Origin of the sequence: Sulfuricaulis sp., from assembly GCF_049587675.1 — a bacterium.
Taxonomy (GTDB): Bacteria; Pseudomonadota; Gammaproteobacteria; order Acidiferrobacterales; family Sulfurifustaceae; genus Sulfuricaulis.
This window is the reverse complement of sequence record NZ_JBAVEJ010000222.1, coordinates 1-14293: the sequence shown is the minus strand read 5'-3', so window position 1 is coordinate 14293 and position 14293 is coordinate 1. Positions and strand designations below refer to the sequence as shown.

Below are 14293 nucleotides of genomic sequence, written 5' to 3'. Positions count from 1 at the left end.
TTCACGGCGATGGCCGTGGCCGCGGCCGGGCTGGCCGGTGCCTTCTACTGGCACGGCATCCGCCGCCCGCGGCCGGTCGGGGCGAGCGGCGAAGTGCGGGTGAAGAATCCGTTCAGCCTCGCCGCCGCCACCCGCTTCGGCCTGGTGTTCGCGCTGGTGCTGCTGGTGGTGAAACTCACCGAACGCTACGCGCCGGTGGAAGGCATGTACGTGGTGGCTGCTGTCGCCGGCCTCACCGATGTCGATGCCATCACGCTGTCGATGGCCGAATTCGCCCGCCAGAGTGCCGATCTCATCATTGCTGCCGCCGCGATCTCTATCGCGGCGCTCAGCAATACGCTGGTGAAGTACGGCATGGTCGTGGTGCTCGGCAGCCGTCCGCTGCGACAGCGGCTCTCGCTCGCCACGGCGGCGATCCTCGCCGTCGGCCTGACCGCGATCTGGCTGATGTGACCCACGACGCCGCCGTACGGCGCACACAAAAACGCCCGGCTTGGCGCACCGCTGACAATCTCATGACGGATACGGGTGCGGCGTCGGGACGGTGAATTTAACGCTCCCGCCGTGACATGATCCCTTGAATTCTGTCGGTACTTTTCTCAAAGTTTGGCCCACCGCTTTATTGATCCTTCGGCAAGAATTGAACGTCCGCTACCGGCCAAGCCGCCATGACGACCCGCGCATGCGCCGGGCACTCCACCTGACGATCAACGGAATTGCCGCAGGCCCGCGGAACAGCGTGCGAGAAGAACAAGGCTAAAGGCTGAAAGCGTGACGAAAATCTGTCATAGTTCGAGTAACGAGGTTACGGTATGAACCGGATTGCGAGGCGAGTCCTGACAGTTGCTGTCGTGGCGGCTGCGCTTGCTGGCTGCGCCTCGACTCCGCCGCCGACAGCGAGTATCGACTACAAGAGCCGGGCCGTGACGCGCACTGAAGGCAACGTGCGCATATCGACCGCTGTGCTGTCGGCCGAAGAGAGCGTGACAGTGTATGGAGTGCCGCTCGCGAAGAAGTCCATTCAACCGGTCTGGATTGAAGTCGAGAACCGCGAAGACCGCGCCTACTATCTGCTATCGCCGGGCCTTGATCCGAATTTCTTCCCCGCTTCCGAAGCGGCTGAAGCATTTGCCTCGGGCGCCTCGCACGATGGGAAGGCCGAGCTTGACCGGCGCTATCGCATTGCGGATCAGGGTAAAGGCCAGTATGAGGCGATACAGGAGAACGGGTTGACGTTCTTCGAATTTTCGGTTGTTGAATAGCTAGCAGCTACGTTCCCAAACCATAGGGTAGAGTGGGGCCAGGTCGTGCAATGAAATATTCGATGTACGTCACAGCACCTAAAACCACGCCGCGGTGTATGAGCAGTGAGACTGATGTTGCAATGCAAGACTTGACCCTAGTTACTTGAGATCGAGGAACTGACTTATGCCACGCAGCAGGTGATCTTGAGGAACGTGAGTGTCGAGGTTGAATGCGTAAAACAGCCGATCCTGCCCGCCACCCTGTTGACCCATCATCTCGTAGCGCTCCGTCAATGCACCGCGAGATCAGATACTTCGTAGATTTAGCAATTCAGTACGAAATGGAGTTTTTCAACACAATAGGCCGAAAGCGGACATCACTCCTTTCACCAAGTTAAACATTACATTCAACTTGGCATAAAAAAGAAGGAGCCGGTCAGGCCAATTTCGAACCATCTACTTTTTCATAATGATTAAGATTTTTTACGGTGAGATTAGGCCTTAACGTTGACAGGCGAACGTTCTGGACAACGGAGAGTATACTATGACGCTATGCCGTCCCATGAGACGCATCGCGAATAGTGACTGCCGAGTAATGCATACGGCGAGTGGGAATGGCGCATAGGAAACAAGCGGGTGCGTGCACCTGGGGAGAAACGAATTTTCCGTGCAAGTCTTCCGTTACCGTACCGCCATGGGTCGGCTTAAAACTCTTCTGCCTCACAAGCTTCGCATCTGAGTCCTGCGAGTCCTGTGGCACTGGGGGGAAAGATGAGGAGGATGTCTGAATCGAAACTCAATTCGTGGTCGCGCGCGCTGCTGGCGCTTGTGACCTGGAGCGCTGCGGATTCGGCGTTCGGATGGATCTATCCGGAGCACCGCGACATCGCGGTCCTGGCCGTGCAGGGCCTGGACTCCGAACGCAAAGCGGTGTTCGACCGTCTTTGGCAGGAGGCGCGAGCGGGCGACGAGCAGCGCCTCTGCGCGCAGGGCGCGGACACCACGCAGGGCCTTGCGCCGCCGTGCATCGACTGGGCCGCGCTGTCGGGCATCGCCGGCGATCACTCGTGCTCGAGCCAGGACATGCTCGAGAATGTCCGCACATCGGACTGGATTCTCCGAGTTGCCGATATCGTCGCACAGCTCAAGGTGGATCTCGCGAAGATTCCGGTCGCCGCTCCTCCCGATGTGACGGCGGGGAGTTCGACTTTCGTCGCCGACGCCAAGCGACAATTCGCGAGCGAGAGGGACCGGGCAGAGCGCTTGAACGCGCTGCGCATTGCAGACACCCAACTGCAACGGGCGGATCCCCAGTATGCGTTCCGGGCTGATGCAAACCTTGCGCATTTTCTGCTCCCCCGTCCCGATACGAACCTCGACCCCTTTGCGTACGCCATGGTGGCACTGAAACCTGGATCCGATCTCAACGCGGCCGGCGTCTATGTCTGGTTTCACCTCAGCGCGCTGCAGAAGGCGAGCCGGCTCCCCAAGGAGCAGCTCACACCGGAAGAGCGCAAGGCGCTGACGCGCGCCGCGCTATTCGACGAGGCGTTCGCCCTGCACTTTCTCGAGGACATGTATGCGGCCGGCCACGTGGCAGGCAGCTGGGGCGACGTCTCGCAGCGCAAGGGCACGCACGACTTCTACAACGAGAACGGCCTAGAGGTGTTCACCTGGAAGGGGCGCGACAAGACGACCGTGCTGATGGGCGACGCGCACATGCGGCCACAGGATGCGGAGTTCGCCGCCAAGGGGGTACGGATAAGCATCGAGCAGATGCTTGACACGGCAACGGGACGCTCGCGTGGCTACACCCTTCCATATATTCCCAGCGCGCCCGACCAGCCGGACGCCTTCGATATCTGCAAGAGCATGACCTTTGCCGACCGTGGCCTCGGCGTGGGCAGCGGTCACGGGACATACGGACCCGCTACCGCCGAAGTGCTCCTGGATACCCCCGTACCGGCACTGGGTCCCGGGCTGGGTTCGCTCCCGCGAACCAGGAGCGAGGTGGGCACATTCGCCGGATTGGCCGGTACGATCGATGGACGCGTCATCAATGGTGGATTCGTGCCTTCGGAGACTAGTTCCGGGCTCATCGGCGGACTCGATATCGGATTTCGCTTCGGGTTGGGGCTGGAGGGTGCACTGGGGGATTCGGGTGACGGCCTCGTGTTCGGTCAGATCGGCTATCGCGCCGAAACTCCGTCTTCGAACAAGGCGGAGGGGACCGTTTTGGGCGGCTTGAGCGGTAGCCTCGGTGCGGCGATTCCGTCGCGCAACGGGCCCTCTGCACGGATCCGGATACCGTTCTATCTCGTGCCGGGTGACCTCCTTTTCCTGTCGCCGATGTATCTGATAGACCGCACCGCGTACACGCAGATGGCGGTCACCGCCGCCCAGGGCGGTCTGATTCCGTGGCAGCGGCCGTGGAACACGTCCATTGGCCGCTTCCAGTTCGTGCTCGGCCGCGAACTCGGGGTAGCGTGGTACGGAGTAAACGGGCAGGATCAACTGGCCGCGCCGAGCGATCCCCCGGGCGGCCCCGGAATGGTGGTGAACTACAAGTCGGTGTTCTACGACCTCCCGATTCTCGAATATCGCCCGTATCGCGCGTATTCCAGCAATCAGAGCTCGACGATTCTCTTCCAGCTGTTCGCGGGTGCGGATGTTCCGAATGGCGAGTCGGTCGAAGCTCCGCCCGGGGCGCGACCCCCGAGCTTGCGCACCGTCTACTCACTGGGCTTGCGAATGGTGTTCGACTGGCGCTACTACTACGAATGACACGGGACACCCAGCACCTGATCAGCAGGAGGCAGCAATGATTGGGAGCCGTATCTGACCGGGTGGGAGTCGGCCGTACGCAAGGAGAATGACAATGCACGCAAGTGACTTGATCATCGGATCGCATGAAGCTGTAGCTGCCCGACGCCCCCGCGCCGCGCGTGCGTCGTTGAATAGCAGCGGCATTTTATTGTTGGCCGTCGCGGGGTGCCTCGCGCTCGGAGCATGCGCGACAAAGCCATTGATCCCCTACTCGGCTGACACACCGCCGCTTATTCTCGTTCCGGCTTCCGAGGCCAGTGTGCAGGACAAGCGGGCGCGCTTTCGTGAGATCTACTGCGCGGTGCTGGAGGCGCGGGCACACGACCTTCCCGACATCCGCCCCTGCGAGGACGCGTTGACTCGCGTCGGTAGCGAACCTGCCGGCACCGGCAAGGCCGTCGACCTCGGCCTGTCAAAACGACGCCTGATCGGCGCGATAGTGGCCGGCATCGGATACGAATGCTTCGAGCCGTGGCTGCAGGCGCCCGGCAGCGTAGCGCAGCACGTGCGCCAGTTCGGGTATGATCTGGTGCAGCTCAAGGTCGACGCGCTGTCGAGTTCCGCGAATAATGCACGCCAGATCCGCGACGCGATCATGGCGATGCCAGCGGAGGCCGGAGCATCGCGCCTTGTGCTCATCGGCTATTCGAAGGGCGCGCCCGACATCCTCGAAGCGGTGGTTGCATACCCGGAGATCCGCAGCCGCGTGGCGGCGGTGGTCAGTGCCGCCGGCGCAATCGGAGGGTCGGCGCTTGCCAATGATGCCGAGCAGTACCAGGCTGACCTGCTGCGGCACTTTCCCGGCGCCACCTGCTCCTCAGGCGACGGTGGCGCGGTGGACAGCCTGCGGCCCGCAACGCGCAAGAAGTGGCTGGCGCAGAACCCGCTTCCTCGCGAACTGCGCTACTACTCGCTCGTCACTTTCCCGCAGCCGGACCGCATCTCGTCAATTCTGACATCGAGCTACGATAAACTTGCCCGCGTCGACGCGCGCAACGACAGCCAGGTGATCTTCTATGACCAGATCGTGCCCGGAAGCACCCTCATGGGTTATGTCAACGCCGACCACTGGGCACTCGCGGTGCCGATCGCCAGAACGCATGCCACAATCGGTTCGTTGTTCGTGACCCAGAATGCGTATCCGCGCGAGGCGCTGATGGAGGCGATTCTGCGTTTTGTCGAGGAGGACCTGACGGAATCCGCCCGGTGACCTGGTGCTTCTCTTTATGATGAATGGCTGCTTTGGGTTGCGGCTTCAACCGGGACCTCTATTTAATCTACTGTCACAGCTTGTCCCGGGCTCCAATCGCAACGCAAGGTAGTATCCCCTTTTCACTATTCGCTTCAGGGGTATAATCATTTTTGTAAAGAGAAGAACCTTAAAGTGCTGATATAGCTTCTGGCAATAATCAGGGGGTACGTAATGGTCCTCGAGCGCCGCGCCGGGACGCGCAAACCGGTGGATCAGGAAGTGATGATTGTTCACGAACAGGGCCACCGCCTGTGCAAGATCCATGATCTCAGCCTGCAGGGCGCCATGCTCGATTTGGGATGGGGGGCGCTGACCCGCGACGTGCCGGTCGAATTGGCCATTTCACTGCCATCCGCCAAGGGCAGATCGTCTTATCGCTTGCCGGCCCAAGTGTCGCGCGTCACAACAGCCGGCACGGCAATCAAGTTCCGCGAACTCGGTGCCAGTGCGCTCGAAGCCATGCAACGCTATCTGCAGGCAGGGCAACTTTAAATAACCGTTTTCGGCACACATTGGGTGATTCTCCTGATATCCCACTGTCACGCGTTGTTTCAGATACCAGTGGCGGCGTGATTGGGAATTCGCCAAGCACAGATCCCGCGTGCCACACGTAATCACTCGCGTGCGTCAACTTGAGAACGCCGACACACCGCTAATCCGCTTCGATAATCCAATAGTCTGCGAAAAGTTTTCTTTTCGTGCGCGATCGAGTATTAATTGGTCAGTTCAGCGGTGCACGTAGTGAGTGTCGATCGTGGACCTCAACCACGACGCAAAAAATAAAAGGAAGACCTGCAGGAGACGAATCGTAAAGATTCGCTGTTAGCCTGCGGCTCCGGTCGAACCGAGTTTCGGTCTACCGATTCGACAATAGGGAGGATGTGATTTTGACATTACGTGCGTTGTCGTTTGCGCCGCGTTTCAGCCGCGTCGCGCGTTTTACCCTGGTTTCCATATTACTCGGCGTTTCTCTGCTGATTTCTGCCAACGCCCATGCGGCAAGGTTGGGTGTGAGCAAAATCGGCTCCGGCACCGTTACCTCCTCGCCGGCCGGGATCAACTGCGGCACGACTTGCAAAGCCCGTTACACGAGCGGCACCAGCGTCACACTGACCGCCGCTGCGGCCAGCGGCTACAGCTTCTCCGGCTGGGGCGGGGCGTGCAGCGGCACGAGCGCCACTTGCAAGCTCACGATCACGGACAGACGCAGAGTCACCGCGACGTTCAGCCAGAACGTCGTCATATCCACCTTGGTCAACTACGCCTTGACGGTGAGCAAGTCCGGCTCCGGCACCGTTACCTCCTCGCCGGCCGGGATCAATTGCGGCACGAGCTGCAGCGCCAGTTACGCGAGCGGCGCCAACGTCACGCTGACCGCCGCTGCGGCCAGCGGCTACAGCTTCTCCGGCTGGATCGGGGCGTGCAGCGGCACCAGCGCGAGTTGCACGGTCTCGATAAACGCGGCACGCAGCGTGGCCGCCACGTTCAACCAGAACATCGCACTGTCTGCCCCGGACACCACAATTCAATGCTCAGACAGCGGCCTTGCTGCAACTGATCTATCCGGCCAGTGCCGCAGCTCCACTGCAACCCCAGGAGCGCTTGAGGCCATCGATGCCAGCACATTGCCAATTCCGTGACTTGGTCACCCTATCCCAGGACCGTCTCAGGCTACATCATTTATTACGGGTCAACCTCCACATCCGCCACCAACCTTGCCTCTGACGTGCCAATCGTCACCGCGAATTTTGATCCCACTGCGCCTGCTGTCAGCTATCAGGCCCAGGATCTTGGCCTCAGTCCTGGCAACGCTGTTTGTTTCCAAATCTTTGCCTATGACTCTGCGCACGCGCTATACAATTGGTCAGCGATACAATGCACTGTTGCGCAATAATATTGAGGCGTACACTATTATTCAGGACATTCGCAAAGACAAAAAAAGACCCCGCCGACCGGTTTGATCCAGTCGTATGATCTTCACAGAACGGCCAGAAGTGGTCATTCAACGCTCGCCTTCAGGCGCCGAGAGGCGTATTGGTGCCGGACTTACTTGACGCAGAAACTTAATGCAAGCTGTTATTTTTCGGGAGTTTAGATGGTATCCGACCGCTGCCGTATAGAGTCAGTTGCCATGACCCGCGGCCGGGAGTAGTGTAATAGCCAAGGATGAAGCTGGTCGAGAGACTGTATCACCAGTAGGTCTATGGATGGGTAACCAATAACCCAAACGGGAGGTGGACATCATGCGAAACATCATAAACGGCGGTGGCGGTCAACCCTGCCCCAGGATTGGAGGTGGCGGTCAACCCTGCCCCAAGATTGGCGGTGGTGGACAGACTGACTTTATTTTTAAAGCCTGACTAGCCGCTTGTGCAGTCGGTAACAATACATAATACTGCCGACTGGATAGTTTATCTGTAAATCTCATAGCTCCCCCCGGTATTCGGAGGGGAGCTTTTTTTCACTGAAATAATGTTGCCGCTGTTTTGTCACCATCAACAGGTCATGTTCCGACAAGTCCGTGGTGACGCAGCGACTGCGTAACTGCGTCAAAAGCCCCGGACCACGAGCCCTTGGATCAAATCCGCAAGGTCTGGTGACTCATGGTTTCGGTCTGAGCTGGCCCGACTGCATGCGAAGTTATTAGCTCGAAGTCCTGAGCCAGGAAATGGAGTCAGGGACTTCTATTGGCCAGGAGCAGACGCTCAACGGTTAAGCCGCGTTAGCGGCGACGTCAGTGGGAGCGAGTTGTTGGGCCTGATTCGATAAACCCCTTCTCCCGGCGTTCTTCCGGATTGGGCATGATTGCCATGGCTGTTTTCATTTTGCGGAATCCGAATCTTTCGTAGAACGCTTCCTTGCCCGGTGCCGCATACAGCATGACGACTTCGACATTGGCCGATTGAACAAGATGCCGGATGATCGTGCTACCAATACCTTTTCCCTGGTACTCCGGCAGGACTGCTACATCGTAAATTACCACGCGCCACACGCCATCAGAAAGTGCCCGTCCTGCGCCCACCAGCTTGGTGTCATGAAAAGCAAAAACCTTCAGCAGGCTGTTCCGAAACGCGATTTCTAACTTTTCAGGGTCACGCTTTTTACCCAATGGCGCCAGCTCGAAAAGGCGCGCCAGTTCTTCCCATGAAATGCTATCAATGTCCGTTGAGAGACTGATTTCCATATCTGATCCATTTGTAATAAGCGACACTTTATAATATCCGAGTTCATGGGATCTTTAGCCGTACTCATTTTCGCGCGCTAGCGTTTCTCAGACGGTATGTTCCTGATGGCGGCCGCGAACTGTGTATGAGCTGCCGGATCAACCGGCCTGTGTTTGATCCTGGTGCTGGCAGGATCTTTGCCCAGGAAGTTGTCGCCCTTCCAATTCTTCGATGGTCTGATGGATCTGGGAACAAAACCACCACCGCAGTTCGGGCAGACGTTGCCCAAAACCTTATCGACACAGGTCGCGCAAAACGTGCATTCATAGGTGCAAATGCGCGCTTCGAGTGAGTCGGGCGGCAATGCTTTATTGCAGTGTTCGCATGTGGGTCTAAGTTCGAGCATTGTTTTTCCTCTTACGCCGTTCGGTCTGAGCCAGTCGAAGACCGAACGGCTTGCTCAGGACCGGCTTGTCAAACCACGAACGGATGAATTGCTTCCAATTTACGGCACCTCCCGTTCACCCTTCGACAAGCTCAGGGCGAACGGGAGATGGGTGCCCGGGATAGTGTAGCTTGAAGAACCCAATACATTATTCCGCCAGGCTGACGCCCGAGCCACCCATTTCCTTCGGGAGGTCCTTCATCTTCGGCAACCCGTCCTTTATGGGCATTTTCGTCTCCTGATAGTGGACATGGACGCCGGCCTGGTACGGAAAGTCCGGAATGGCCGCGGCATACACGTCGATGAGTCCCCAGCCGGGATGCTCGGTGAAGAGATGGCCGCCACAGGTTTTGCACCATTTTCGATGACTGCGGTCCGTCTTGTTGTAAGTGCCGATGTTGTTTCCGCCCCGCGTGATCTGCACCGCTTCGGGTTTCCATAACGTGAAGGCGTTGACCGGCCCTGCCGACCAGCTTCGACACGAGTCGCAATGGCAATAACCCATTCCGGCTGGCTCGCCGCTGACCGTGAATTGAACCGTGCCGCAAAAACAGTTGCCTTGGTAAGTCTTTCCGTTGTTCATGATGCACCTCCTTGGTGCTGATGTGTTGTTGCCGATTTTGGCGACTGCTAGTATCTCCGCGCTGGTTATGTTCATGAATGATCGGGCGTCCAGATTTCTTGCGCAGGACGCCGGAATTGACGGAGGCTGTTCATGGATGCCGTTTCCGACGTCCTTCGCGTCGTGCGTTTGGGCGGCGCGGTCTACCTCAATGGCGAATTCACCGCGCCATGGTGCGTGATTGGCCAGACGAATGGCGCCCTCTGCGCGGGCTACCTGCCGCGATCGGAACGCGTGGTGTCCTTCCATCTCATCACCGAAGGGAGTTGTTGGGCGCGACTGGCTGCCGACCCCGGCTCGGCCATTCAAGTCAATGCCGGCGAACTGTTGGTGGTGCCGCAAGGGGAAACGCACATAATGGGCAGCGCCCCCGATCTCACTCCCGTGCCATTCGGGCCGCTGCTGGCCAGTCAGATCGAGACAGCGCCCGGCGAGGTGATGAAGCTGTCCTATGGGGGCGGCGGGACGACGACGCGCACCGTGTGCGGTTTTCTGGCCTGCAACGAGACGCTGAGCAACCCGATACTTTCCGCGCTGCCACGAATCTTCAAGGTCGACATGCGCAACGATCCGCGCTCGGCATGGCTCGAGTCATCGCTGCAATTCGCTGCCGCTGAGGCGGCGGAGTGGCGCGCCGGCAGCGCGATCGTCCTCGCCCGGCTGTCTGAACTGCTGTTTGTCGAGGCAGTGCGCCGCTGTATCGATGCCCTGCCGGCGGACCGGAAGGGATGGCTGGCGGGAGTGCGCGACCGGTTCGTTGGGCGTGCGCTATCGATGCTCCACGCGCAGCCGGCCCATTCCTGGACCGTCGATGAGCTCGCGCGAAAGGTGGGCTTATCGCGCTCGGCGTTGGCGCAGCGGTTCACCGACCTGCTGGGACAGCCGCCCATGCAGTACCTGGCGCGGTGGCGCCTGCAAATCGCGGCGCAGGAACTTTTGATCGGGAGCAAATCACTCGCCGCGGTAGCGGAGCAAGTCGGCTACGATTCGGAGGCGGCATTCAATCGGGCATTCAAGCGCGAATTCGGCATGCCACCGGCTGGCTGGCGAAAGAACCGGAGTAAGGTGGATGTCGCCGGCGCACCCGCACCTGCGATTGTTCATCAACAATGAACAACTGTTCGACATAGCACACTCGCTCCGCTCGACCGATTCCGTAATGCTCGCACAGGCATTAAGTGGGGGATATCGACATTTCTCTGAGTTCATCGATAATCTCCTGGATTCGGCCTCTCAAAACCTGGGCATTTGCCTACACCCTCAAGGGTTGATTTGGCATGGTCGAGGAACAAGCGCGCCACAGTAAAGTCAAACCATTGCTGGAACTTAACAAATATTTACAAAAGATATCGAGCCTTACGAGCAAGGATAACCCAGCACGAATGACAACAATTCTTCAAAGAGGAACCATCATGCCAAAAGTAAAGCCCATACCAGACTCGATGCACACGGTGACACCACAGCTGGTTTGCGCCGGCGCCGCCGATGCCATCGAGTTCTACAAGAAGGCGTTCGATGCCGTGGAAGAGTTGCGTATGCCGGGGCCGGACGGCAAGCTCATGTTCGCTTCGATCCGCATCGGCGATTCACACATCATGCTGGCGGACGAATTCACGGAGTTGGGCTCATTGGGACCAAAGTCGCTCAAGAGCTCGCCGGTCACGATCCACCTCTACGTCGAGGATGCCGACGCCACCGTCAAACGTGCCGTTGCCGCGGGAGCGAAGATGACCATGCAGGTCGACGAAATGTTCTGGGGCGACCGTTATGGCCGGATCGAAGACCCCTTCGGTCATTATTGGTCGATCGCCACACACGTCCGCGATGTCAGTCCGGAAGAATTGCGCAACGCCATGAGTACCGCCAGCGGCTGATGGTCGGCTTCGCTCGCGAGAAATAATTGAGCCTGGCTCCTTTGATTCCTCCACCGCGGACACCGACGTGGTCCAAGCGGAAACCGGCCGGTTTCTCTTTGCCCGGAAATCCTTCCGGGTCAATTTAAGAACGAGGGAAGTGACGTTTCTGGCTGTGAAATCGAAATAATTGAAGTTAGCGATAAATACCAAGCTACCGAGTCTGACCCTATTGATTCATAATTCTCCGTATCTAGTTGCGGCCTCATAGGCTTCCTTCTCAACGGCTTGAAAGTTTCTAAGGTACCGAATAGAAAAGTCGCGGATCCCCCAGCGCTGATACTGAGCAACGTGCGTCAACTCATGCACCCAGAGCTTGGGGTTGTGCAGCGCGTCTTCGGGTTTTTTGAACACGATGACATGGTCAAGCGTAATGGCCGCGGAATCGCCATAACGAATCGCATTGACTTGCAGGGTCAGATCATCCCCGCCCTGCACCCGGTAACGGGCCGCATCAAGTACCACATCGGGAATGAAGCCCACGAGGTGTTGGCGTATTTCCGCCGGAATCGGCAGCACGCCGGCACGCACGGCATCATCCCGTGAACGCTCGATCAGCGCCTGAAGCACCGGCGCACCTTGCTGTACGAGAAGATCGTTGACTGCTTGAGTTGCACTTTCTTCAATCGATTTCTCAGCGAAGGCTGACATGGGCGCGCCGACGCTAATCGTGCCGACAAGCGCAAGAAGAAAAGAACGAGTAACAAACCGATGAGTCTTCATGTCTTTATTCCCTGTTTACAAAGTATTGACATCCATGTCAGCCGAAACTTGGAGGTAACAAGGAGGTAACAACTAGTTATTGCTTTATACAGCAACATAATACGGCATAGACAATTGATTCTGTATGTAGCACTGGGGCAACACTGGCTTTGCGCAATCATTCACCTGATCAGAAGCAAATCACTCGCCGCCGTCGCGGCGCACGTCGGCTACGATTCGGAGGCGGCATTCAATCGGGCATTCAAGTGCGAATTCGGAATGCCGCCGGCTGGCTGGCGAAAGAACCGTAGTAATAAGGCGGATGTCGCTGGCACAGCCGCTGATGCGATCCAACCTATGGTCGAGAAGTCGACAACGGCTTAAGGCTTACCTAGTCACAAAAAAATAAATTGAGCCTGGGCCCTTTAATTACTCACGGCCCTCCCATTTCCCGGTCGGTCTGCAGAAGTATCTCGGCACCCGTAGCGGTGTCGGAGCGGAAAATTCCGGACTTGGCGCTTACCGACATGCGTGTGGCATTGGGGCTGATCTCCTCCAGCTTGATGTAAATAGTACGGTTGATGGATTTCGCGTTGATCTCCTTCCCACCCTTGACCTTGTCGATAGAGAGCACATCGATATCCATGCGCTGGAGTGCCGCCAGGGCGGCCGCCTGAACCTTGGGCAGGGATGCGGTGAAGGTGCGGGAAACTTTACCGGCCATTGAGTAGGATACCCCGGCCGATGTGCCGCCCCCGAGGGCGCTAATCGCGATCGACTCGCACCCAGCCAGAGGCAGGGCGGCGATCGCGAGGACAATTATTCGGATGGTGACGGAATGCATTGCTATGGTGTCGTGGGTTAGCGGTGTCCTCGCTGCATAATAGCGGAGGGCAAAAACAAGGTTCGTTGATCTCGTTGGTGATTCATTGCGATTGCCGTTTCATAGCGTGGTCAGGTGGTCGTTGAATTAAAGGAGCCAGGCTCAATTATTTCGCGAGCACGATCTCTCATCGAACGTGCGCAAGTGAGTGCACGCGGACCGGCACCGCAACGAATAATTGAGCCGGCCCCAGACGAACTCGTTGATTCGTTCTTAATTGCGCATGGAGGGTCGCTGAAGTTCGACAGCTTGCACGCCAGCGCCACACCTTGTCGGTGCGGTGCCATACATAGCGACGCTTCCGTTAAGCGCCGTTTTCCGTGGTCGGGCACAGACGCCGTATCGGGATGGCACTACGCATGTCATCTTCGAGTCCCTGTCAGGCCTGTTGAAAAAATCATATACGCCGCCTGCGAGTCGGCGTATGGATGCACCGACATTTCTCAAGCGCGGTATAAGCGCTTAAAAATGGAGCAGAGTGAAAATCGCACTTTTAGCGATCAATAAATAATTGGGTTAGAAAACAATTACCGCTTGTATTTTGAAACAATTATTCTCTGACACTGATTTCTTGTGGGATCGACTGTTCGGCGCCTATTAAAGACACGACGGAGTTAGCCGAGCGTTGTGGTTTCCCCAAAGCAGCGGAAGAAAAGCTCGGGGATAGGCTGGTGTTTAAGGATGTTTACTTCGAAGATCCCGCCTGACATGGCGGTCATTAATAATCCGAGCCTGGCCCCTTTAATCTACTGATCGCCGGCGCGCTCCAGTTCACCGCGTGGAAGGCACACCACCTTGCCTGCTGCCGGGAGGCACCGGGGGGCGGCCGTACGTTGCCGGCGGACGCCGGCACGGCCTGGCGACACGGCCTGCGCCTCGGCCTCCACTGCAGCTACTGCTGTGCCGGCCTGACGGCGATCCTCTTGGGTCTCGGGGTCATGGACCTGCGCGCAATGGCTGTCGTGACGGCAGCCATCACCGTCGAACGTCTCGCACCGGCCGGTGAGCGCGTCGCGCGAGTCACCGGGGCCGTGGTCGTCGGGGCAGGGTTGTTTCTGATCGCGCGAGCAGCCGGGCTCGGATGACGCATCGTGCTGCGTCGTGCGGTTTCAATCGAGTCTGACCCTATTGGTTCTGCGAAACGCTCGACTACGTCAGTCCGGTGCGGTATGAAGAGCAGACTGTTGTTCCCTAACCACGTGTCCGGGGAAGCGGGTACACCTCAGGCTCGATTCTCGACAC

14 protein-coding genes and 1 pseudogene are annotated in these 14293 nt (G+C 58.2%); 10 read left to right on the top strand and 5 right to left on the bottom strand.

From position 1 onward, the window contains the following. From WB402_RS11630 to WB402_RS11605, 6 genes are all read left to right on the top strand, one after another. Positions 1-453, top strand: a 453-nt coding sequence (locus tag WB402_RS11630; RefSeq protein ID WP_424208024.1) for a DUF4010 domain-containing protein, incomplete at its 5' end; no start/stop codon positions are given. A gap of 359 nt (positions 454-812) precedes the next feature. After that, positions 813-1262, top strand: coding sequence for a hypothetical protein (locus WB402_RS11625; protein WP_424208022.1), 450 nt, complete (start codon positions 813-815; stop codon positions 1260-1262). A 762-nt stretch (positions 1263-2024) separates the two neighbouring features. Beyond that, positions 2025-4028, top strand: a complete 2004-nt coding sequence (locus WB402_RS11620; protein ID WP_424208020.1) for a hypothetical protein — start codon at positions 2025-2027, stop codon at positions 4026-4028. A gap of 94 nt (positions 4029-4122) precedes the next feature. Further along, the gene (locus tag WB402_RS11615; RefSeq protein WP_424208018.1) at positions 4123-5280 is read left to right on the top strand and encodes a hypothetical protein; all 1158 of its coding nucleotides are present in this window, start codon (positions 4123-4125) and stop codon (positions 5278-5280) included. Between the two features lie 213 nt (positions 5281-5493). Continuing rightward, the gene (locus tag WB402_RS11610) at positions 5494-5814 is read left to right on the top strand and encodes a PilZ domain-containing protein (protein ID WP_424208016.1); all 321 of its coding nucleotides are present in this window, start codon (positions 5494-5496) and stop codon (positions 5812-5814) included. A gap of 395 nt (positions 5815-6209) precedes the next feature. Next, a complete protein-coding gene (locus tag WB402_RS11605; RefSeq protein ID WP_424208014.1) occupies positions 6210-6962 on the top strand; it encodes an InlB B-repeat-containing protein in 753 nt (250 codons plus the stop codon). 1094 nt (positions 6963-8056) lie between these two features. On the opposite strand, the gene WB402_RS11600 is transcribed toward WB402_RS11605, so the two are convergent. The 3 genes from WB402_RS11600 to WB402_RS11590 form a co-directional block, all read right to left on the bottom strand. Further along, the gene (locus WB402_RS11600; RefSeq protein WP_424208012.1) at positions 8057-8506 is read right to left on the bottom strand and encodes a GNAT family N-acetyltransferase; all 450 of its coding nucleotides are present in this window, start codon (positions 8504-8506) and stop codon (positions 8057-8059) included. A 77-nt stretch (positions 8507-8583) separates the two neighbouring features. Further along, on the bottom strand, positions 8584-8892 hold the full coding sequence (locus WB402_RS11595; RefSeq protein ID WP_424208010.1) for a DUF1272 domain-containing protein: 309 nt from the start codon (positions 8890-8892) through the stop codon (positions 8584-8586). A 187-nt stretch (positions 8893-9079) separates the two neighbouring features. Continuing rightward, positions 9080-9514, bottom strand: coding sequence for a GFA family protein (locus WB402_RS11590; protein WP_424208009.1), 435 nt, complete (start codon positions 9512-9514; stop codon positions 9080-9082). A 132-nt stretch (positions 9515-9646) separates the two neighbouring features. On the opposite strand from WB402_RS11590, the gene WB402_RS11585 reads away from it, so the two are divergent. After that, positions 9647-10666, top strand: coding sequence for an AraC family transcriptional regulator (locus WB402_RS11585; RefSeq protein WP_424208007.1), 1020 nt, complete (start codon positions 9647-9649; stop codon positions 10664-10666). A gap of 299 nt (positions 10667-10965) precedes the next feature. Next, the gene (locus tag WB402_RS11580) at positions 10966-11427 is read left to right on the top strand and encodes a VOC family protein (protein WP_424208005.1); all 462 of its coding nucleotides are present in this window, start codon (positions 10966-10968) and stop codon (positions 11425-11427) included. A gap of 216 nt (positions 11428-11643) precedes the next feature. Here WB402_RS11580 and WB402_RS11575 read toward each other — a convergent pair whose 3' ends face one another. Continuing rightward, complete coding sequence (locus tag WB402_RS11575) at positions 11644-12189, bottom strand: eCIS core domain-containing protein (protein ID WP_424208003.1); 546 nt, start codon at positions 12187-12189, stop codon at positions 11644-11646. A 114-nt stretch (positions 12190-12303) separates the two neighbouring features. Between WB402_RS11575 and WB402_RS11570 the strand changes: the two genes are divergently transcribed. Continuing rightward, a complete protein-coding gene (locus tag WB402_RS11570; protein WP_424208001.1) occupies positions 12304-12552 on the top strand; it encodes a helix-turn-helix domain-containing protein in 249 nt (82 codons plus the stop codon). A gap of 49 nt (positions 12553-12601) precedes the next feature. On the opposite strand, the gene WB402_RS11565 is transcribed toward WB402_RS11570, so the two are convergent. Next, positions 12602-13012 carry a DUF3568 family protein gene (locus WB402_RS11565; protein WP_424207999.1) on the bottom strand — a complete coding sequence of 137 codons (411 nt, stop codon included), beginning with the start codon at positions 13010-13012 and terminating at the stop codon, positions 12602-12604. Positions 13013-13797: 785 nt separating this feature from the next. Between WB402_RS11565 and WB402_RS11560 the strand changes: the two are divergent. Then, positions 13798-14136 (top strand): annotated as a pseudogene (locus WB402_RS11560) (DUF2182 domain-containing protein); the annotation flags it as partial. Positions 14137-14293 lie beyond the last annotated feature (157 nt).